The organism is Streptomyces sp. NPDC087901 (assembly GCF_044742205.1).
Classification (GTDB): domain Bacteria; phylum Actinomycetota; class Actinomycetes; order Streptomycetales; family Streptomycetaceae; genus Streptomyces.
On record NZ_JBIUUC010000001.1, the window covers coordinates 380,241 to 400,908 of the forward strand.

Consider the following 20,668-nt stretch of genomic DNA (forward strand, 5'->3'; position numbering starts at 1 on the left):
GGGGTGTACGTGGACGTGCGGGGTCAGCGCGAGGTGTCGAACACTTCGTCGCGGGTGGTGGCGAGCGCGCTCTCCAGCGCGCCGCGCAGTACGGGGCGGTGGGTCACCTCGCCGGTGATCAGCCGGGGCCGGGACGCCGCGAGCTCGGCGAGCTCGGCCGCCACCCGGCCGCGCAGCGGTTCCCCGCCGCGCGCGATCAGCTCGCCGGACAGCACGACGACCTCGGGGTCCAGGACGGCGACCATCGAGGCGAGACCGGTCGCCAGACCGGTGGCGAACAGATCGAGCAGCCGGCCGTACGGCCCGCCCTCGCCCTGTTCCACGGCCGCGGCCGCCCGGCCCACCAGCTCGGCCGCGATCTCGTGATGGGTGCCGGGACCGCGCACGGCCTCGTCGTCGATGCCGAGCTCGCGGGCCAGCCGGGCGAGCACCTGGGCGCCCGCCAGTTCCTGGAAGCCGCCCGCGTTCGCCTTGGTGACCTGGCGGACCAGCGGGGCGCCCGGCACGGGCAGGAAGCCGACTTCACCGGCGCCGCCGGTGAAGCCGCGGTGGAGCCGGCCGTTGATGACGAGGGCGGCACCGAGCCCCTCCTCGTTCCACAGCAGCACGAAGTCGTCGTGTCCCCGCGCCGCGCCGAGCCGTTGTTCGGCCACCGCGACGAGGTTCACGTCGTTCTCGTACTCCACCGGCATCGGCAGGAAGGCCGCCAGCTCGTCCAGCAGGGTGGGGGAGTGCCAGCCGGGCAGGTGCGAGGCGTACCGCAGCCTGCCCGTGCCCGGGTCGAACGCGCCCGGCGTGCCGATGACGACCCGGTGCACGTCGGACCGCGTCAGCCCGGCCTCCTTGACCGCCCCGTCCAGCGCGTCCGCCACCTGGCGCACCACACTGTCGGCGCGCCGGCCCGGCGTCCGCAGCTCGAACTCGCCCACCGTCTCACCCGTCACATCGGCGACGGCGGCGACGATCCGCTGGGCGTTCACATCGAGCCCCGCCACATGCGCGGCCGAGGCGTTGACGGCGTACAGCTGCGCATTGGGCCCCGGCCGCCCGGCCGCGGTCCCGGTGGCGACGACCAGTCCGGCCGCCTCCAGCCGGGCCAGCAGCTGGGAGGCGGTGGGCTTGGAGAGCCCGGTCAGCTTCCCGATCCGCGTCCGCGACAGGGGGCCGTGCTCCAGCAGCAGATCGAGGGCGGCGCGATCGTTCATGGCGCGCAGAACGCGGGGGGTACCCGGTGTGGTTCCGGCCATGGTCACTGCACCTGCCCTCTGTTAGGAAAGTTTCCTATTCGGTGAGAGGACCGTAGGGCGCACGTCACCAGGGCGTCAATGGTCTGCACCGCGGTGGCAACCAAAGCGTTACCTGGGCGGGGGCGGCGCCCGCGCGGCACCGGCCGTCGCCGGGCGGCCTCACGGGGTTGTGTATTCCCAACACCGTTCCTATGAACCGAGTTGATCCGACATCGGCTCGCTCGCCGACCGCTCCGGCGGCTCCGGCAGTGCCTGCTGCTGTGGCGGCTTCGGCGGCGGAGAGCACTTTTCGGCGGTCATGACCCTCACGGCCTGCTGAGGGCCGGCGCCTGATCCCCGGAAACCGGCTGTCGGATGGCGGGGGACTGCCTGGGAGACACCACCCCGCCCCACCGCACCACGCACGAGGGGCGCCCCGCAGGCCTCGCGGGGCGCCCCTCGGCGTGTGGGGACCGTGCTACTTCGAGATGTTCGGCACCGACGGAGGTATCGGCGTCGCCGCCAGGGACTGGGGCGAGGTGGCCGAGGCGTAGGCCGAGGGGGCGGCCATCGCGGCCGTGGGGTCGGCGGCCGAGGGCTCGTCGGGCTGGGCCGGGATGCCGCCGACCATGCGGATGCCCGCCTCGTCGAAGGCGCGCTTGATACGCCAGCGCAGCTCGCGCTCCACGCCCAGGGCCTTGCCCGGCATCGTCTTCGCGGTCACCCGGACCGTCATCGAGTCGAGCAACACCGAATCCAGGCCCAGGATCTCCACCGGGCCCCACAGGCGCTCGGTCCACGGGTCGTCCTTGGCCATCTGCTGGGCGGCCTCGGTGATCACTGTACGTACCTGGTCGAGGTCCTCCGCGGGGCGTACCTGTACGTCGACGCCGGCGGTGGACCAGCCCTGGCTGAGGTTGCCGATCCGCTTCACCTCGCCGTTGCGGACGTACCAGATCTCACCGTTGTCGCCGCGCAGCTTGGTGACCCGCAGGCCGACCTCGATGACCTCGCCCGAGGCGACGCCCGCGTCGATGGTGTCGCCGACGCCGTACTGGTCCTCGAGGATCATGAAGACGCCGGACAGGAAGTCGGTGACCAGGTTGCGCGCACCGAAGCCGAGCGCCACCCCGGCGACCCCCGCGGAGGCCAGCAGCGGGGCCAGATTGATCTCGAACGCGCCCAGGATCATCAGGGCGGCCGTGCCGAGGATCAGGAACGAGGCCACCGAACGGAGTACCGAACCGATCGCCTCCGAGCGCTGACGGCGCCGTTCGGCGTTGACCAGCAGACCGCCCAGCGCGGTGCCCTCCACCGCCTGGGCGCTGCGGTTCATGCGCTCGATGAGCTTGGTCAGGGTGCGGCGGACGGCGATGCGCAACGCGATCGCGATGGCGGCGATGAGCACGATCCGCAGACCGGTGTTCAGCCAGGTGGACCAGTTCTCCTCGACCCAGCTCGCGGCGTTGCCCGCCTGCTTCGCCGCTTCGTCCAGCGAGCCACCGGGCTCGGGCGACGGGGCTGCGGCCAACAGGGCGGACAAGGACACGGTGAAACCTCCGGTTGGGCGAGCGCTGAACAACCACACTAACGGGGCATCCGGAATGCTCCGTTGCCGTGATCGAGGGGAGAGACGCGTCTCACCCGGGGATATGCGAGAGGTAGGGGACCTGTCCGGCGAGCGCGGTGGCGGCGGGGTGAGCGGGCGGCCTGTGGCCGATCGCACACCGACGCGATCGCGGCGGCAGGGGCTCCGAAGCGCCTGTTCCGGGCGCGTCCAGGCGTATGGGCGGCAGGGCCCCGGAGGAAAATCCCTCCGGCCCGTTACCCGCACGTGGTGGCGCTCCGACCAGGCAGGAGGGGAGACTGAGGTCGGATCGTCCCGGCGCGAGCCACGCGCCGCCGGCGTACAAGGAGGCGTCCACGTGCCGCATGTCCTGGTTCTCAACGCGTCGTACGAGCCACTCGGCGTCGTACCGCTCCGCCGCGCGCTCGTCCTCGTCCTCGAGAACAAGGCCATTTGCCTCGAGGAGTCCGGCGCCTTCATGCACAGTGCCACCCGTGCCGTCCCGGCCCCGAGCGTCGTCCGCCTGAAGCGGTTCGTCCGCGTCCCCTACCGGGGACCCGTCCCGCTGACCCGCCGGGCGCTCTTCGCCAGGGACGGAGGGCGCTGCATGTACTGCGGCGCCGCCGCGACCAGCGTCGACCATGTCATTCCGCGCAGCCGCGGCGGGCAGCACGCCTGGGACAACGTGGTGGCAGCCTGCCGCCGCTGCAACCACGTCAAGGCCGACCGCCATCTGCCCGAGCTCGGCTGGCGGCTGCACCAGCAGCCCGCCCCGCCGACCGGACTGGCCTGGCGGATCATCGGCACGGGGCACCGCGACCCGCGCTGGCTGCCCTACCTGCAACCGTTCGGCGCGGACGACGCGATGGCCCGGATCGACGGCATCTCGGCCTGAGCACCCGGGCCCCGGCCGTCCCGGGTGCGGGCGCCCAGGTACCCGGCCGTCCCGGGGCAGCTCGGTGCCGGGTGCGGGTGCCCAGGTACCCGGCCGTCCCGGGGTACTTCAGTCGTTCTCCCCGGCCACGGCGTACGCCTGGACCGACCAGAGCGAGTAGCCGTACTCGGTGGCCCGCCCGTCGCCCTGGATCCTGATGAAACGGGTGTCCTTCGCGTCCATCCGGACCGCTTCGCGGCCGCCGCCGCCGTTCCGGACGGTGGCCGCCGTGCGCCAGGTGCGGCCGTCGGCGGAGACCTGTACGCGGTAGCGGGAGGCGTAGGCGTCCTGCCAGTCCAGCACGACCTGGCCGACCCGGGCCGTGGCCGGCAGTTCGGCCTGCCACCAGGCGCCGTCCTCAGCCGGTGAGGACCAGCGGGTCTTCGGGTCGCCGTCCGATGCGGCAGTCGCCGGGAAGTCCGCGGTCTCGTCGCCGGACGAGGAGGCGGTGGCCGTACGCAGCAGATCGGGGCCTGCCGTACGGGGGAAGGCCCGGACGGTCAGGGTGGTCTCCTCGGTACCGAAGGCGAACGGCACCTGGTACTCACCCGCGGGCGTGTCCGCGGCGACGGTGATCTCCACGGGCACCCCGGTGCGGGAACCGCGCGGCACGGTCGTCTGCTTCGGCACCTGCACCTTGATGCCCTTGGGTGCCTTCGCGGTGAGTGCGCCGCGCACCTCGGCCGGGCGGCGCGCGGACAGTTGCGCCTCGACCCGCTGCGGCTTGCCGCCGATCTCGGCGTCCGTCTCCCCGCGTGCGAGTGCGAGCCGGGCTGCGGGTTCGTCGCCGAACCACGGGACGAGCGAGCGCACCCGGGGAGCCGTTCCGGCGGCCGGGGCGGCGCCCGCGAGCGGGGGAATGATCAGGGGCGGTGCGCCGGTGATCGCCGGGGTGGCGGTCGGCCAGCTGATCCGGACCGCGTCGGCCCGCACGCCCTGGCCCGGCGACTGGGTCCAGCCCCGCGCCGACAGGGTGCCGAGGCTGCGCCAGCCCTCGCCGGGCACATGGGCCTGGACCGTGGCCCCCGATGCGGTCGAGTCGTCGCCGGGCACCGCCATCGCGGTGACGGCCTCCAGCGGGCGCACCCGGGCGAACCGCACCGTGTAGCTGCCCGGAGCCTCGGTCACCGTGCCGTTGTCGCGGTCCGAACCGCTCCAGGCGTCGGCCTCCTTGCGTGCCCGGTCGAGGAACGGACCGAGCACACCCTTGCCGACCGTCGCGCCGCCCGTCTTCACGGCCTTGAGAGCCGGTTCCAGGGCCAGTGAGGCCTCCCAGGCGGCCGCACCGTCGTCGCGCGCCTGCGCCTGGAGCAGATCGACGGCCAGCTCGCCCGCCCTGCCGTATCGGGCCAACTGCTCGCTCCACGGCCGTACTTCGCCATCGAGGCGCCCGTCGGCCAGCCCGGCCAGCCGCTGCGGGGTCTCGCGCATCACCGTGAACGCGGCGCGGAGCCGGCGTGCCGCCTCGTCGCGCGCCGGGGTGCCGTCGCCCGTACGGGACTTCCAGAACGCGGCGAACAGCGGCTGCAGGTACGCCGATTCGTCGCCGCCCAGCACCGAGCCCGTGCTGTTGCCCGCCAGTGCGCGCAGCGCGTCCCGGCTGCGGGCGTCGCCGCCCGCGAGATCGTCCAGGGCGGCCTGCCAGGACTCCTGCGGCTGGTACCCCTTCGGATTCCAGGCGAAGTCGGCGGCGGTGAACAGCGGGATCCGGGAAGCGGACGGCTGCTCCATCGCATTGGCCAGCAGCGCCGCCGAACCGATGGCGACCGCCGGGTCCCGGCCGGTGTAGGGGCCCAGGAAGATCCGGTCCTGCGCGTAGTCGTTGACGGGGTAGTTGTCCATCGTGACCAGCGGATGGCGGAACGTGGTGCGGGCCCCCGCCAGTTCGCCGCCGGTGATGGTCCTCGGTACGACCCCGACACCGGTCCAGGCGACCTGCACCCGGTCGTCGAGTTCCTTGGCGAGCGCGGTGCGGTAGTCCGTCGCCCCGTCCTGGTAGAACTCCGTCGGCATCATCGACAGCGGCTCCGAGCCCGGGTGGCGGTCCGCGAGGTGCCGCGCCACCGCGCTCACGACGCGGGCCTGCGCCCCGGCCGCCGCCTCCGGGCCGCTGCCGAAGGTGTCGGCGTCGGCCGAGCAGTGCCATTCGCTGTAGCTGACGTCCTGGAACTGCACCTGGAAGACCCGTACGCCCAGCGCCCACATCGCGTCGATCTTCTTCGTCAGCGCCTTCAGATCGCGGTCCGACGACAGGCACATGGACTGGCCGGGAGCCACGGCCCAGCCGAGCGTCACATGCTCGGCGGCGGCCCGCTCGGCCAGCGCTCGGAATTCGGCACGCTGCCCGGCGGGGTAGGGATCGCGCCAGCGGTCCTGCCGGTACGGGTCGTCGCCGGCCGCGTAGAGGTACCGGTTCTGTTTGGTGCGCCCCATGAAGCCGAGCTGGGAGAGCCGTTCCTCCTGGGACCAGGGCTGTCCGTAGAAGCCCTCGGTCATCCCGCGTACGGCGCCGGCCGGCCAGTCCCGGACGGTGACGCCGGCGATGCGGCCGCCCCCGGTGAGCTGACGCAGCGTCTGTACCGCGTGGAACAGGCCGTCGTCACCGACGCCGTCCACGGCGACGGTGTCCCGGCCAGCGACCCGGCCGACCGCGATCCGGTAGCCGCCGGACGGGAGATCGGTGCGGTCGGGCGCGCGCAGTGTGCGCAGTGTGTCGACGGCGCCGTCGCCGCCGAGCCGGATGACGGGCCCGCCGCCGGGCAGCGCCTCGTGGACGGTCCGTACACCCGCGTCGCGCAGCACCTGGCGGAGCGCGTCGACCGCGTAGGGGTCGGCTCGGCCGTCGGCGAGGAGCGTCACCTCGCCGGAGAGCGGGACCGAGGACCCTGACGCCTTGATGCTCTGTGGCCGCGGCCACACGGCGGGCGGCGCGGCGTCGTCGGTGCGGTCCGGAGTGGTGACGGCGGGAGTGCCGGGCGTCGAAGGGGCCGCGACGGCGGCCGGGGCCCCCGCGGAGAGCAGCCCGCCGAGCACGGCCACGGCGACGGCCGTCGCGTGCTTCCTGCGCCTGAGCTGCATGCCTGTCTCCCCTCGCTTCCACCGGTGGGTGCCGAGCCCACCACCCGCGCGCGAGGGTGTCAATGCGCATGGTCGTTGTGGGGTAAATGCCCTGTATGTCGGTTGGCTTGAAGGGGGTGCGGTGATCGTCGGTGCACGCGAAAGTCGGCGCCGAATGGCCGAAACAGGCGGACGTCTTACGGATATCCGGCCCCCGGGGAACGGATTGTGACCCGGAGCACGTTGAGCTCGTTGTCATAACGCCTACGTCTGCGGCCGCGTCCGCTGGGTAGGTCTGCTGTGTCCTGTTCCCCACGGCCAGGAGGCCACCATGCCCGCCGCAGCGCAGCTCCTGCTCTCCGCCCTGACCCCACAGGTGCCGGCTCCCGCCCCGCTGATCAGCGCATGCCCGGCCACCGCCACCGGCCCGCTCACCAGCGAAGCGCCGCTGGCCGACGCCATACCCCTGACCAGCGAGCCCCCGCTCGCCGATGCCACACCACTGACCAGCGAACCCCCGCTCGCCGTCCTCGCCCCGCTGACCAGCGAGCCGGCTTCTTCCGGCAGCGCTCGGGGCATGGAGTCCCCAGGAGTCTGAATGGGCTTGTCCCGGCTCGCCGCACTGCACGGCGTCGCCACCTCCTTCTCCCCGTCCGCCGACGTCACGGTGCCCGTCCCCGAGGGCACGGTCGTCGCGGTGCTCGCCGCGCTCGGTGTCGACGCCGCCACGCCTGAAGCGGTACAGGAGGCGCTCGCCGCCGCCGAGTCCGCGGCCGGCACGCGTCTGCTCCCGGCCACGCTGGTGGTATGGACCGGGGAGCCGCTGCCCCCGGCCCTGACCGCACTGCCGCCCGGCACGGTGCTGACGGTCCGTCCGGAGGAGCCCGCTCCGGCTCCGCCGCCCCCGATGCACGTCCCCGCCAGGGGTACGGTTCCGGCCGTTTCCGGCCCGGATGCCGTCCGCGCCGCCGCCGCGGACCCCGGAGCGCCGGGCGCAGGCACCCCCGCGGCCCGTGGGACGGCCCCGCCGCGGACCCCCGCCGTGCCGGACTGGTGGACCGAACCGCCGCTCGGGGTCCACCGGCTGAGCGTCCGGGCGCCGGGGGCACCGGCCGAGACCTGCACCCTCGTCGTGGCCCCGGCCCGGGTCCCGCAGCCCCCCGGGCGCAGTCACGGCTTCCTCGTCCAGCTCTACTCCCTGCTCTCCGCCCGCTCCTGGGGCATGGGCGACCTCGGGGACCTCGCCGACCTGGCCTCCTGGTCAGGGCGCTCACTCGGCGCCGGCTTCGTCCAGGTCAACCCGCTGCACGCCGCGGTCCTCGGCACCCCCACCGACCCCTCGCCCTACCGCCCGTCCTCGCGGCGGTTCCCCGACCCCGTGCACCTGCACATCGAGTCCGTCCCGGAGTACGGCCACGCGCCCGACCCGGCCGCCCTCGACGAGCTGCGCCGCCGCGCCGGAGAGCTCAGCGACGCCGTGCTGAACAAGGGCGCCCTGATCGACCGGGACGCCGTCTGGGAGCTCAAGCGGCAGGCCCTCGACATCCTCGTCGCCGTACCCCTGACGCCCGGCCGTCGCGCCGCCTACTGCGACTTCCTCGCCGAGCAGGGGCAGGCCCTGGAGGACCACGCCCTGTGGTGCGCCCTCGCCGAGGTGCACGGCTCCGACTGGCACACCTGGCCGGCCGGTCTGCGCGACCCCCGCTCCAAGGAGACCGCCCGCGCCCACGCCGAACTGCTGGACCGGGTCGACCACCACTGCCGGCTCGCCTGGCTGACCGACGCCCAGCTCGCCGCCGCCCAGCGCGCCGCGAAGGACGCCGGGATGGCCGTCGGGATCGTCCACGACCTCGCCGTGGGCGTGCACCCCGGCGGCGCCGACACCTGGGCCCAGCAGGACGCCTTCGCGCACGGCATGTCCGTCGGCGCACCCCCGGACGCCTTCAACGCCCGCGGCCAGGACTGGGGGCTGCCGCCCTGGAGACCCGACGCGCTCGCCGCGTCCGGCTACGCCCCGTACCGGGGACTGCTGCGCGGGCTCCTCGCCCACGCCGGTGCCCTGCGCATCGACCACGTCATGGGTCTGTTCCGGCTCTGGTGGGTGCCCGAGGGGCGCCCGCCCACCGAGGGCACCTACGTCAGCCACGACGCGGAAGCGATGCTCGCCGTCCTCGTCCTGGAGGCCCACCGCGCCGGCACCGTCGTCATAGGGGAGGACCTCGGCACCGTGGAACCGGGCGTCCGTGAGGCGCTCGCCCGCCGCGGCGTCCTCGGCACCTCCGTCCTCTGGTTCGAGCGGGACTGGTCGGGCACCGGCCGCCCGCTCGCCCCGGAGGAATGGCGCGAGGACTGCCTGGCCACCGCCACCACCCACGACCTGCCGTCCACCGCCGCCCGGCTGACCGGCGACCATGTGGCGTTGCGTCACCGCCTCGGCCTGCTCACCCGCCCGCTGGACGAGGAGCGCACCGAGGACGGCACCGACACCGCCGAGTGGCTCGGCCTGCTCTCCCGCCTCGGCCTGCTCCCCGAGGGCGGAGGCGACGAGGAGGCGGCCGTCCGCGCCGTTCACCGCTTCCTGCTGCGCACCCCCGCCCGCATGGCCGGGGTCTGGCTCCCGGACGCGATCGGCGACCGCCGCCCGCAGAACCTGCCGGGCACCTGGGACCAGTACCCCAACTGGCGGCTGCCCATCGCCGACGCCGAGGGTCACCCGGTCACCCTGGAGGAACTCGCCGCATCACCCCGCCTGCACCGGCTGATGGACGTCCTCAGACCTCGTCAGGAGCCCCCGAGGCCCCGTACGGCACCCCCGGGCGAGCGGCCCTCGTAGGCGTTCGCTACGTTTGCACCGTGGACAAGAAGAACGCTATGCGCGCCGGCGCCGTCGCTGCCGGAACGACGCTGATGATGCTGCTGATGTCGTCCCCCGCGCTCGCGCTCACCCGCGACGACGGCGACGACCCGGGTCCGGGCCTGAGCGTGATCGACACGATCGGTCTGTTCGTCGTGGCGCCGATCGCCCTGTTCGCGGTCATCGCGGGCCTGGTCATGGTCCTCGACAAGTCCAAGAAGCAGGCCTGAGGGCTGCTCAGGACACCCCGGACATCCCGGGTGCGCCGCCGGTACCGAGGTACCGCGCGGCGCATTCGCATGTCCGGACCCGGACCCGGAGCGGGGCCCGGCCCGCCCGGTAGGTTGCCGCCATGATCGAGTGGGACGTCAAGAAGCTCCGCATCCTGCGCACCCTGCACGACCGGGGCACCGTCACCGCGGCAGCCGAGGCGCTGCTGATGACCCCGTCAGCCGTCTCCCAGCAGCTCTCCAACCTCTCCAGACAGCTCGGCGTACCGCTGCTGGAGGCGCAGGGGCGGCGCGTCCGTCTGACCGACGCCGCCCACCTGGTGCTGCGGCACGCCGAGGCGGTCTTCGCCCAACTGGAGCGCGCCGACGCCGAACTGACCGGCTATCTGCACGGCGAGGCGGGCGAGGTGCGGATCGCGGCGTTCGCCACCGCGGTCCCCGCCCTGGTCGTGCCGGCTGTGCAGGCGCTGCGTGACGAGGACCGCCCGGGGCCGGACGTGCGGGTCCGGGAGGCCGAGGCTGCGCAGGCGTACGAACTCCTCGTCGCCGGCGAGGTGGACCTGGCCCTCTCGCTGGCAGCCCACGCCCCGACCGCCCGTGACCCCCGGTTCGCCGTGCTGCCGCTGCTCGCCGACCCCCTGGACGTGGCGCTGCCGGCAGGCCACCGGCTCGCCGCCGAGCCCGGGCTGCGGCTGGCGGACCTGTCCGCCGAGCCGTGGATCTTCGGCGGATCGGGACCCTGGTCCGAGATCACCACGGCCGCGTGCGAGGCCGCGGGCTTCGTCCCGGAGCAGGCGCACAGCGCCTCCGGCTGGACGGCGATCCTCGCCATGGTCGAGGCGGACATGGGGGTCGCGCTGATCCCGCGCATGGCGTCGGCGGAGAGGCAGGGCCGGGACGGTGTGGTGATGCGGATCCTCGACGAGGACCGGCCGCGCCGCCATGTGGTGGCCGCGGTCCGGCAGGGCGCCGAGCATGGCCCGGCGGTGGCCCGGGTACTCGCGGCGTTGCGCGAGGCCGCGAAACCGTTCAGTCAGCCTTAATGATTCATGCGAAAACTTTCGATGGACCTAATGACTTCCGTCGTACGACAGTGAACGCATGACCTTCGAACAGAATGAGAACCGCCACGACGACCCCCACGCCAACGACGCGGCCCCCTACGGCGGCGGTGACCCGTACGCCGACTACCGCACCACTGACCTGCCCTTCACCGACCTCGTCGACCTGGCCGACCGCCGCCTCGGCGCAGGCGTGATCGCCGCCAACGACGAGTTCTTCGCCCAGCGCGAGAACCTCCTGGTCCGGGAGCGCGCGGCCTTCGACCCCGAGCACTTCGGCCACAAGGGCAAGATCATGGACGGCTGGGAGACCCGCCGCAGGCGCGGCGCGGACGCCGCCCACCCGTTCCCCGCTCCGGACGAGCACGACTGGGCCCTGATCCGGCTCGGCGCCCCCGGCATCATCCGCGGCATCGTCGTCGACACGGCCCACTTCCGCGGCAACTACCCGCAGCGCGTATCGGTCCGGGCGACGTCCGTCGGGGGCTCGCCCAGCCCCGCCGAACTCCTCGCCGACGACGTGAAGTGGGAGGAGATCATCCCGCCGACCCCCGTACGCGGCCACGCCGCCAACGGCTTCGAGATCACCGGCGGGCGCCGCTACACCCACCTCCGCCTCTGCCAGCACCCCGACGGCGGCATCGCCCGGCTCCGCGTGCACGGCGAGGTGCTCCCCGACCCGTCCTGGCTCGCCACGCTCGGCACGTTCGACCTGATCTCGGTCCTGAACGGCGGCAGCTACGAGGACGCCTCCGACCGCTTCTACTCCTCGCCGACCCAGATCATCCTGCCCGGCACCTCCCGCAAGATGGACGACGGCTGGGAGAACCGCCGCCGTCGCGTCCGCGACACCAACGACTGGGTCCGCTTCCGGCTGCCTGCCCAGGGCGCGGTCCGCGCGGTCGAGATCGACACGGCCTACCTCAAGGGGAACGCGGCCGGCTGGATCGCCCTCCAGGGCCGCAACGGCGAGACGGGCGAGTGGTTCGAGATCATCCCGCGCACCAGGCTCCAGCCCGACACCCTGCACCGCTTCCCGCTCCGCGCCCAGGCCGTCGTCACCCACGTCCGCCTCGACGCCTTCCCCGACGGCGGAGTGGCCAGGATGCGACTGCACGGCTCGCTGACGGAGTCGGGCGCGGCCGAACTGGCCCGCCGCCACGAGGAGTCGGGCGCCTGAGAGCAGCACCGCGATCCCTGCTCCCGCCCGGCGGACGGCTGCGCTGCGGCGCCTGCCCGCCGGGCGGGTCTCCACGCCCCGGAAGGCCGAGGGGGACACCCGGGGAAGCGGCCCCGACGGACGGACTACTCTGCCCACGGTCGGTTCCGTTCCTTCGCTCCCGTGAGGAAGACAGATGGCAGAGCTCGTGCTGTGCACCGGACTGGACCCGGACGAACCGGACTCCGTGACGCCGGTCGTGATCGTCACCGAGGGAGGGGCCGCGGACGAGGACGCCGTCACGAGGCTCGGACTGTACGGATACGAGGGCGACGGCTGCCTCTACTTCGTGCGGACGGACGGCTGGGCCGAGCGACGTCTGGACGGCGAGCTGCTGACCGTGGACATCGTCGCGTACCCCGCCGTGCTGAAGGGCCTCGAGGCCGCCGCGGACCGGTTCCCCGAACGGTCGGCGGCCGACCCGGAAGCGGTGCGGCTCCTGCGGGTGAGCGCACAGGTCAGCCCCGGTACGTACGCACGGGCCACGGACATCACCGCCGTACTGACGGCACCCGCAGGGACGCCGGCCGAACAGGTCGTCGCGCAGGCCCGGTCCGGCGAGAACTGGCCGCTCATCCTGGCGCCGCAGCCGGAGTGACGCGGTAACGGCTCGAAACGCGAAGGGGCGCCCCCCGAAGGAGGCGCCCCTCACGTGTGCGGCGGTGCGGCGCTTACGCGGTCGCCGCCTCCGCGTCCGCCGAACGGGCCTTCAGCGCACGCTCCACACCCGACCGGGACTCCGACATCAGCCGGCGCAGCGCGGCGCCCGGCTCGGCCGAGGCCAGCCAGGCGTCCGTGGCGTCCAGGGTCTCCTGCGAGACATGGAGCGCCGGGTAGAGACCGATGGCGACCTGCTGCGCCATCTCATGGCTCCGCGAGTCCCAGACGTCCTTCACCGCGGCGAAGAACTTCTCCGTGTACGGGGCCAGCAGTTCGCGCTGGTCGGTCTGGACGAACCCGCCGATGACCGCCTCCTGGAGGGAGTTCGGCAGCTTGTCGGACTCGACGACCGACGCCCACGCCTCGGCCTTCGCCTCCTCGGAGGGACGCGCCGCACGGGCGGCCGCCGCGTGGCGCTCGCCCGCCGCAGTCCGGTCGCGCGCGTACTCGGCGTCGATCTCCTCGTCGTCGAGCAGCCCGGTGGCAGCCAGCCGCTCCACGAACGCCCAGCGCAGCTCGGTGTCGACGGCCAGGCCCTCGATCACCTCGGTGCCGTCGAGCAGCGCCTGCAGCAGGTCGAGCTGCTGCGGGTTGCGGGCCGTGGTCGCGAAGGCGCGCGCCCAGGCCAGCTGGTGGTCGCTGCCCGGCTCCGCCGCGCGCAGGTGCGCGAGCGTCGCCTCGGTCCACTGGGTCAGACCCGCCTCGCGCCAGTCCGGCGCCGCGTACATGTCCAGCGCCATCTTCACCTGACGGTGCAGCGACTGGACGACGCCGATGTCCGACTCCTTGCCCACCCCGGACAGGACGAGCGAGAGGTAGTCGCGCGTGGCCAGTTCGCCGTCGCGGGTCATGTCCCAGGCGGACGCCCAGCACAGGGCCCTCGGCAGCGACTCGGTGAAGTCGCCCAGGTGCTCGGTGACGACCCGCAGGGAATCCTCGTCGAGGCGGACCTTCGCGTACGAGAGGTCGTCGTCGTTGAGGAGGATGACGGCCGGGCGCGCGGTGCCGGCCGGGAACGGCACCGTGGTGCGCTCGCCGTCGACGTCCAGCTCGATCCGGTCCGTACGGACCAGCTTGCCGGCCTCGTTGAGGTCGTAGCAGCCGATGGCGATCCGGTGCGGCCGCAGCGTCGGCTCGCCCTTCGCGCCCGCGGGCAGTGCCGGGGCCTCCTGGAGAACGGTGAACGAGGTGACGTGGCCGTTCGCGTCCGTCTCGATCTCCGGGCGCAGGATGTTGATGCCCGCGGTCTCCAGCCACGCCTTCGACCAGGTCTTCAGATCGCGGCCGGAGGTCTCCTCCAGTGCGCCCAGCAGGTCGGAGAGCCGGGTGTTGCCGAAGGCGTGCGCCTTGAAGTACGCCTGGACGCCCTTGAAGAACGCGTCCATGCCGACGTACGCCACCAGCTGCTTCAGGACCGAGGCGCCCTTGGCGTACGTGATGCCGTCGAAGTTGACCAGGACGTCGTCCAGGTCACGGATGTCCGCCATGATCGGGTGCGTCGAGGGCAGCTGGTCCTGGCGGTACGCCCACGTCTTCATGGAGTTGGCGAACGTGGTCCAGGAGTGCGGCCACTGCGAGCCCTCGGCGTACGCCAGGCACGCGATCGAGGTGTAGGTGGCGAACGACTCGTTCAGCCACAGGTCGTTCCACCACTCCATGGTGACGAGGTCGCCGAACCACATGTGGGCCAGCTCGTGCAGGACCGTCTCGGCCCGCGTCTCGTACGCCGCGTCCGTCACCTTGGACCGGAACACGTACTGGTCGCGGATGGTGACCGCGCCCGCGTTCTCCATCGCGCCCGCGTTGAACTCCGGGACGAAGAGCTGGTCGTACTTGGCGAAGGGGTACTCGTAGTCGAACTTCTCCTGGAACCAGTCGAAGCCCAGCCGCGTCACGTCGAAGATCGCGTCCGCGTCGAGGTACTCGGCGAGCGACGGACGGCAGTAGATGCCGAGCGGGACGGATTGGCCGTCCTTCTCGTAGCTGCTGTGCACCGAGTGGTACGGACCCACGATCAGCGCCGTGATGTACGAGGAGATGCGCGGCGTCGGCTCGAAGGACCAGACGTCGTCCTTGGGCTCCGGCGTCGGCGAGTTGGAGATAACGGTCCAGCCGGACGGGGCCTTCACGGTGAACCGGAAGGTCGCCTTCAGGTCCGGCTGCTCGAAGCTCGCGAAGACGCGGCGCGCGTCCGGGACCTCGAACTGGGTGTACAGGTAGGCCTGCTCGTCGACCGGGTCGACGAACCGGTGCAGACCCTCACCCGTGTTGGTGTACGAGCAGTCGGCGACGACCTTCAGCTCGTTGGAACCCGCCACCAGATGCGGCAGCGTGATGCGCGAATCGCGGAACACGGCCGCGACGTCCAGGGCCTTGCCGTTCAGCTCGACCTCGTGCACCGCCGGGGCGACCAGGTCGATGAAGGTCTCCGCACCGGCTTCGGCGGAGTCGAAGCGCACGACGGTGACGGACCGGTAGGTCCCGCCCTCCTGCGCTCCGGAGAGGTCGAGATCGATCTCGTACGCGTCCACGGTCAGCAGGCGCGCCCGCTCCTGTGCCTCTTCGCGGGTCAGATTCGTGCCAGGCACGCGGTCATCTCCTTGCTATGCGATGTTTCCCGCCATCCTTCCACGTGACCCCTGTCAGAGCGATGTCCGTTTTCCGCCGGACCACGACGGCCGGGCGGGCCATTCTCGTCATATGACCAGTTACGAGGCACGCGCGATCGACCCGGCCGCGCTGAAGGAACTCCGGGACATCGACGACGCGGGACGCCCCTGCGTCCCGTACACCGCCACGGACGCGGGCAGCCCGCTGCGCTGCTGCCTGCGGGGCAACGAGGTGGGGGAGGAGATCGCCCTCGTCTCGTACGCGCCGCTGCGGCGCTGGGCGGCGGCGACCTGGGCCCGCCCCGGGGCGTACGACGAGCAGGGCCCGGTCTTCATCCACGCCGGGGAATGCGACGGGCCCGAGGCGGACCGGCCCGGCTACCCGTTCTCGCGGGCGGGCGCGCTGCGCACCGTCCGCCGCTACAACGCGGACGGGCACATCGTGGGCGGCCGCCTGATGGAGATCCCGGCCGACGAGGAGCGGGGGTACGACGAGGCCATCGCGGAGGCCTTCGCCGATCCGGAGGTGGCGCTGGTGCACGTCAGAGCCCTGGAGTACGGCTGCTGGCACTTCGAGGTACGGCGCCCGATCTCAAGCCGCTCCGGCGAATGAGGAACGGGGGCCCGGGGGCGGAGCCCCCGAACCCCCGCGGAGTGGCTGAAGGCGGTCAGCCCTTCAGCTCCTCCGCCACCAGCTCCGCGATCTGCACCGCGTTCAGCGCGGCACCCTTGCGCAGGTTGTCGTTGGAGACGAACAGCGCGAGACCGTGCTCCACGGTCTCGTCGACCCGGATGCGTCCGACGAAGGACGCGTCCTGGCCGGCGGCCTGGAGGGGGGTGGGGATCTCCGAGAGCTCGACGCCCGGCGCGTCCTTCAGCAGCTCGTACGCGCGCTCCACGCTGATCGGACGCGCGAAACGGGCGTTGACCTGGAGCGAGTGGCCGGAGAAGACCGGGACCCGGACGCAGGTGCCGGACACCTTCAGCTCCGGGATCTCCAGGATCTTGCGGGACTCGTTGCGGAGCTTCTGCTCCTCGTCCGTCTCGAAGGACCCGTCGTCGACGATGGCACCGGCCAGCGGCAGCACGTTGAAGGCGATGGGGCGCTTGTAGACGGCCGGCTCCGGGAAGTCGACGGCCCCGCCGTCGTGGGTCAGCTTGTCGGCGTCGGCGACGACCTTGGACGCCTGGCCGTGCAGCTCGGCGACGCCGGCCACTCCGGAGCCGGACACCGCCTGGTACGTGGCGACGGTCAGCGTCTCCAGACCGGCCTCGTCGTGCAGCGGGCGCAGCACGGGCATGGCGGCCATCGTGGTGCAGTTCGGGTTGGCGATGATGCCCTTGGGGCGGTTCGCGATCGCGTGCGGATTGACCTCGGAGACGACCAGCGGGACCTCGGGGTCCTTGCGCCAGGCGGAGGAGTTGTCGATCACGACGGCGCCCTGTGCGGCGACCTTCTCGGCGAGCGCCTTCGACGTCGAGCCGCCGGCCGAGAACAGCACGATGTCCAGGCCCGTGTAGTCGGCCGTGGAGGCGTCCTCGACGGTGATGTCGGTGCCCTCGTAGGCGATCGTGGAGCCCGCGGAGCGCGCGGAGGCGAAGAGCCGCAGTTCGGCGACGGGGAACTTCCGCTCGGCCAGGATGCTGCGCATGACTGTGCCGACCTGACCGGTGGCGCCGACGATTCCGACCTTCACAGGGACTCCTTCATACGTACGAACGGGCACGGTTGCCGCTCCATGATGCGTATGTCCACGGCTTCCTTGTCCAATCCATTGTCCGACCTGCGGACGGGGTGCGAGCAGCGGGCGGACAGCGCAGTGGGGCGGGCGCCCGTTGAGCGCCCGCCCCACTGTCGTACGGATCACATGGTCACCGCGATGCGGTTACGGCGTGACCTTCTCGATCACGACGCTGCCGGTGCCCGCGGCGGTGCCGCGGGAATTCACCAGCTGGACCTCGCCGAAGAACTGCCGGCCCTCGGGGGCCGCCCCGGCGACCGCGACCTCGGCACCGACCTGGGCCGACGCGCCGTTGGCCAGGTCCACGGCCTTCGACTCGTCGACGTTGATCTTGCCGAGCGACGGCGAGTAGTACACGTCGCGGTAGTCGTACTCGGTGGTGCCGGCCGGGACGTCGTAGCCCTGGATGACGACCGTGTAGGTGCCCGCGGCGGGCTTCACCAGACTGACGGTCTCCTCGGAGCCGGCCGTGGTGGAGGCACCCACCTGGGCCGCGCCCTTGTAGACGTACAGGTCCAGGTCGGCGTTGGCGTCCGAGGTGGAGCCGATGGCGACGTCCAGCTTCTCGACGCCCGCACCGATGGTGACCTCCTTGACGTACTCGCCGCCCGTGGAGATCGACGGACGCTCGACGTCGGCCGAGCCCAGCGAGCCGCCCTTGAGCTTGCCCGCCAGGTCACCGGCGTTGTTGGTGACCGTCCAGTTCACCGCGGCCGGGGTGCCGATCTTCGCCTCGGCGATGGTCTGCACCGCCGGGTCGAAGGTCGCGCCGAGCAGCGAGACGTCCAGCTTGTACGGGTTGTCCAGCAGCGGCGACGTACGCCGGGCCTCGACCTCGATCTCCCAGACACCGGCCTGCGGGTCGGCGTACGAGCGCACGTCGGGGCGGCAGGTGTTGGCCGGGTTCTCGTAGTTCGGGTAGCAGAACGGCGTCCCGCTGTCCTCCACCGCGACCCCGTACGGGTGGATGGAGATGAAGCGGGTCTGGCTGCCCGAGCGCAGGGCGCTCATGGCGACCTCAAGGGTCTTGGAGCCCTCCGGCACGTTCACGAAGTACGACGTGGTGCCGTTGCGCTGCACCGAACCGGACGCCGTGTACGCGTAACCCGGCTTCACCAGGTCCTTGGCGACGACGACCGTCGTCAGGATCTGCTGGTCCACACCGGAGGTCTTCGCGTCGTCGAGCTGCAGGATCGCGCTGTGCACGCCCGCGCTGCCCGGCTTCGCCTGGACCTTGACCGTCACCGGCTTGCCGAGCGGCAGTGAGACGGTGCTCGGACCGGTCAGCTTGAAGGTGCCGTCGTTGTACTTCCAGGAGAGCTTGTGCTTGACGTCCTTGTCCGGGCCCGTGGTGCGGGTGACCGTGACGTCGTACGACTTCTTCTGGCCGGCCTTGAGGCCGCCCTCGCGGTCGTACAGGCCGGTGCCGAAGCCCGGGGTCTTCAGCGCGAAGTCGATCGCGGTGTCGACCGGGGCCTTGACCGTGTACTCGTGCGCCGGGGCGCCCTTCTTCTCGATCTGCTTCCAGGCACCGACGATGTTGATCAGACCGGCACCCTGGGCGTGCGCGGGCACTCCCTTGATCTGGGTGGCGGTGCTGGTCAGCGCGGTGCGCAGATCGGCCGGGGGCAGCTCGATGTGCTTCTGCTTCGCGGCGGACAGCAGCAGCGCGGTCGCGCCGGCGGCCTGCGGGGAGGCCATCGACGTGCCCTGGAGCATGGAGTAGCCGGCCGGGAGGGAGTAACCCGCCTCCTTGACCGGACCGCCGGGCAGCCAGGTCTGCGTCGAGTTGATCGACGCGCCGGGGGCCGTCAGGGTCGGCGTGAAGCCGCCGTCCTCACGCGGACCGCGCGAGGAGAACGGGAGCATGTCGTACTTCTTGGTGACGCCGGAGCCGTAGTTCGCGGCCCAGGTCTCCTTGGAGATGGACGCGCCGACCGAGATGACGTGGTCGGCGAGGCCGGGGTCACCGATGGTGTTGACACCCGGACCGTCGTTGCCGGCCGAGATGACCAGCTGGACGCCGTAGATGTCGATGAGGCGCTTGTACAGCTCCGAGCGGGCGTTGTTGCCGTCGTTGAGCGGCGGAAGTCCGCCGATCGACATGTTGACGACATCGACGCCGCGGTTCACGACGAGGTCGATCATGCCCTCGGTGAGCGCGATGTTGGTGCAGCCGCCGGACCAGGTGCAGGCGCGCGAGGAGACGATCTTCGCGCCGGGCGCGGCCCCGTTCATCTTGCCGCCGAACAGGCCGTTCGCGGCGGTGATGCCCGCGACGTGCGTGCCGTGCTCGGACTCGATGACACCGATGGAGACGTAGTCGGAGGTGTTGCCCGCGGCGTCGTACACGACGTCCTTGCGGGTCTCCACGACGAACGGGATGCGCTCGACGACGTCGGTCCGCGGGTCGTCCGTACCGAAGTAGGAGACCTGGTGCTTCTCCTTGTACGGCTTCAGGACGGCGTCGTCGGAGAAGTCCGCGTTGTTGTTCAGGTCCACCCGGGTGGTGCCGGTGACCGGGTCGTACAGGACGCCCCACGCGTCGGTGGTGTCACCGTCACGGTTGAGGTCGCCCGCCATGTCGCCACCCTTGGTGGCGGCCTCCTCGAACACGCTGATCTTGTACGAGCCCGCCGGGGCCGAGTAGGTACGGCCGTCGTGGGTGAACGTCGGGCCGGACACGGCTTCCGTCATCTGCAGCCAGGTGCCGTCGTCGTCACTGACCGGGTCGGTGGCCGTCACCCAGTCGGTGATCTTGCGCTCACCGGTGGTGGTCTTCTGCAGCGCGGGGTGGCCGAGGTCGACACCCGAGTCGAGGATGCCGATGGTCACGCCGCGGCCGTCGGCCTTCGGGTGCTGCTTGACGAAGTCGACCGCACCCGTCTCGAAGGACGGGTTGTACGGGTTCTTCGCCGGGGTCTTCTTCCCGGGGGCCGGGTAGGTCCCGGTCGACTTCACCGCGGTCCGGCTGCCGGTCGCCCGGTCGGCCGCGGGGGTCGGGTCGTCCAGCACGATCTCCTGCTTGAGATCGATGCCGTGGACGGAGGTCAGCTTCGAGGCCGCCTTGATGGTGGCCTCGGCGGCCGCGGTGGGCACGGTGGCCCGCACGTAGCCGAGCTTGTCGTAGGCACGGCCCAGCACGGAGCCCTTGACGGCGTCCAGTTGCTCGGTGACCTGCTCGGTCGCACCGGGGGCGGTGGCGACCATCATCGTGATGTTCTTCTCGCCCTTGGCCTTGGCCTTGGCCAGAACATCGGCGTCGGCCGTGCCGAGCTTGTCCGCCGAGGCATTGCCGGCGGCAGCCTTGACGGGGGCGGTGGCCGGGTCGTCGGCCGCGAAGACGGGAACGGCGCCGGTGGCGGCCAGAGCGGCCACCAGTCCGGCGGCGGCCGCGACGCGGGCCACGCGTCTCGCCCCGGGTATGGAGCTGGGGGATTCGGAGGTCATCAGCATCCCTGTATGTGAAAGAGAGAGTCCGGAAATCGGTACCGGATGACCGCTCACCC

General features: G+C 72.1%; 14 protein-coding genes. 8 read left to right on the forward strand and 6 right to left on the reverse strand.

What is annotated here, in order from left to right:
• Positions 1-23 precede the first annotated feature (23 nt).
• Positions 24-1,247, reverse strand: a complete 1,224-nt coding sequence (locus tag ACIOEW_RS01660) for an ROK family transcriptional regulator (protein ID WP_362557346.1) — start codon at positions 1,245-1,247, stop codon at positions 24-26.
• Positions 1,248-1,704: 457 nt separating this feature from the next.
• Positions 1,705-2,775 (reverse strand): mechanosensitive ion channel family protein, encoded by a 1,071-nt coding sequence (locus tag ACIOEW_RS01665; RefSeq protein WP_362557344.1) that lies wholly within the window; start codon positions 2,773-2,775, stop codon positions 1,705-1,707.
• A gap of 376 nt (positions 2,776-3,151) precedes the next feature.
• On the opposite strand from ACIOEW_RS01665, the gene ACIOEW_RS01670 reads away from it, so the two are divergent.
• Positions 3,152-3,688 carry an HNH endonuclease gene (locus ACIOEW_RS01670; RefSeq protein ID WP_018552807.1) on the forward strand — a complete coding sequence of 179 codons (537 nt, stop codon included), beginning with the start codon at positions 3,152-3,154 and terminating at the stop codon, positions 3,686-3,688.
• Positions 3,689-3,796: 108 nt separating this feature from the next.
• Here the strand turns inward: ACIOEW_RS01670 and ACIOEW_RS01675 are convergent, their stop codons facing one another.
• Positions 3,797-6,805, reverse strand: a complete 3,009-nt coding sequence (locus ACIOEW_RS01675) for a beta-N-acetylglucosaminidase domain-containing protein (RefSeq protein WP_401960404.1) — start codon at positions 6,803-6,805, stop codon at positions 3,797-3,799.
• Between the two features lie 310 nt (positions 6,806-7,115).
• On the opposite strand from ACIOEW_RS01675, the gene ACIOEW_RS01680 reads away from it, so the two are divergent.
• The 6 genes from ACIOEW_RS01680 to ACIOEW_RS01705 all read left to right on the forward strand — a co-directional run bounded on the left by ACIOEW_RS01680 (position 7,116) and on the right by ACIOEW_RS01705 (position 12,746).
• Positions 7,116-7,382, forward strand: a complete 267-nt coding sequence (locus ACIOEW_RS01680; protein ID WP_401960407.1) for a hypothetical protein — start codon at positions 7,116-7,118, stop codon at positions 7,380-7,382.
• Entirely contained in the window at positions 7,383-9,617 is a 2,235-nt protein-coding gene (malQ, locus tag ACIOEW_RS01685) for a 4-alpha-glucanotransferase (protein WP_401960409.1), read from the forward strand.
• 20 nt (positions 9,618-9,637) lie between these two features.
• Positions 9,638-9,868 (forward strand): hypothetical protein, encoded by a 231-nt coding sequence (locus ACIOEW_RS01690; protein WP_326736202.1) that lies wholly within the window; start codon positions 9,638-9,640, stop codon positions 9,866-9,868.
• Positions 9,869-9,990: 122 nt separating this feature from the next.
• Positions 9,991-10,911 carry a LysR family transcriptional regulator gene (locus tag ACIOEW_RS01695; protein ID WP_401960411.1) on the forward strand — a complete coding sequence of 307 codons (921 nt, stop codon included), beginning with the start codon at positions 9,991-9,993 and terminating at the stop codon, positions 10,909-10,911.
• Positions 10,912-10,969: 58 nt separating this feature from the next.
• Positions 10,970-12,109, forward strand: coding sequence for an allantoicase (gene alc / locus ACIOEW_RS01700; protein ID WP_401960413.1), 1,140 nt, complete (start codon positions 10,970-10,972; stop codon positions 12,107-12,109).
• A 175-nt stretch (positions 12,110-12,284) separates the two neighbouring features.
• Positions 12,285-12,746: a hypothetical protein gene (locus tag ACIOEW_RS01705; protein ID WP_401960416.1), complete on the forward strand. Its 462-nt coding sequence runs from the start codon at positions 12,285-12,287 to the stop codon at positions 12,744-12,746.
• Positions 12,747-12,819: 73 nt separating this feature from the next.
• Here ACIOEW_RS01705 and pepN read toward each other — a convergent pair whose 3' ends face one another.
• The gene (gene pepN / locus ACIOEW_RS01710; protein ID WP_362557332.1) at positions 12,820-15,396 is read right to left on the reverse strand and encodes an aminopeptidase N; all 2,577 of its coding nucleotides are present in this window, start codon (positions 15,394-15,396) and stop codon (positions 12,820-12,822) included.
• A 112-nt stretch (positions 15,397-15,508) separates the two neighbouring features.
• Here pepN and ACIOEW_RS01715 point away from each other — a divergent pair, with 112 nt between their 5' ends.
• On the forward strand, positions 15,509-16,030 hold the full coding sequence (locus tag ACIOEW_RS01715) for a DUF1203 domain-containing protein (RefSeq protein WP_401960419.1): 522 nt from the start codon (positions 15,509-15,511) through the stop codon (positions 16,028-16,030).
• A gap of 55 nt (positions 16,031-16,085) precedes the next feature.
• On the opposite strand, the gene ACIOEW_RS01720 is transcribed toward ACIOEW_RS01715, so the two are convergent.
• Both ACIOEW_RS01720 and ACIOEW_RS01725 read right to left on the reverse strand, forming a co-directional pair.
• Positions 16,086-17,114, reverse strand: a complete 1,029-nt coding sequence (locus tag ACIOEW_RS01720; RefSeq protein WP_362557328.1) for an aspartate-semialdehyde dehydrogenase — start codon at positions 17,112-17,114, stop codon at positions 16,086-16,088.
• A gap of 189 nt (positions 17,115-17,303) precedes the next feature.
• A complete protein-coding gene (locus ACIOEW_RS01725; RefSeq protein WP_401960422.1) occupies positions 17,304-20,615 on the reverse strand; it encodes a S8 family serine peptidase in 3,312 nt (1,103 codons plus the stop codon).
• Between the last annotated feature and the right edge of the window lie 53 nt (positions 20,616-20,668).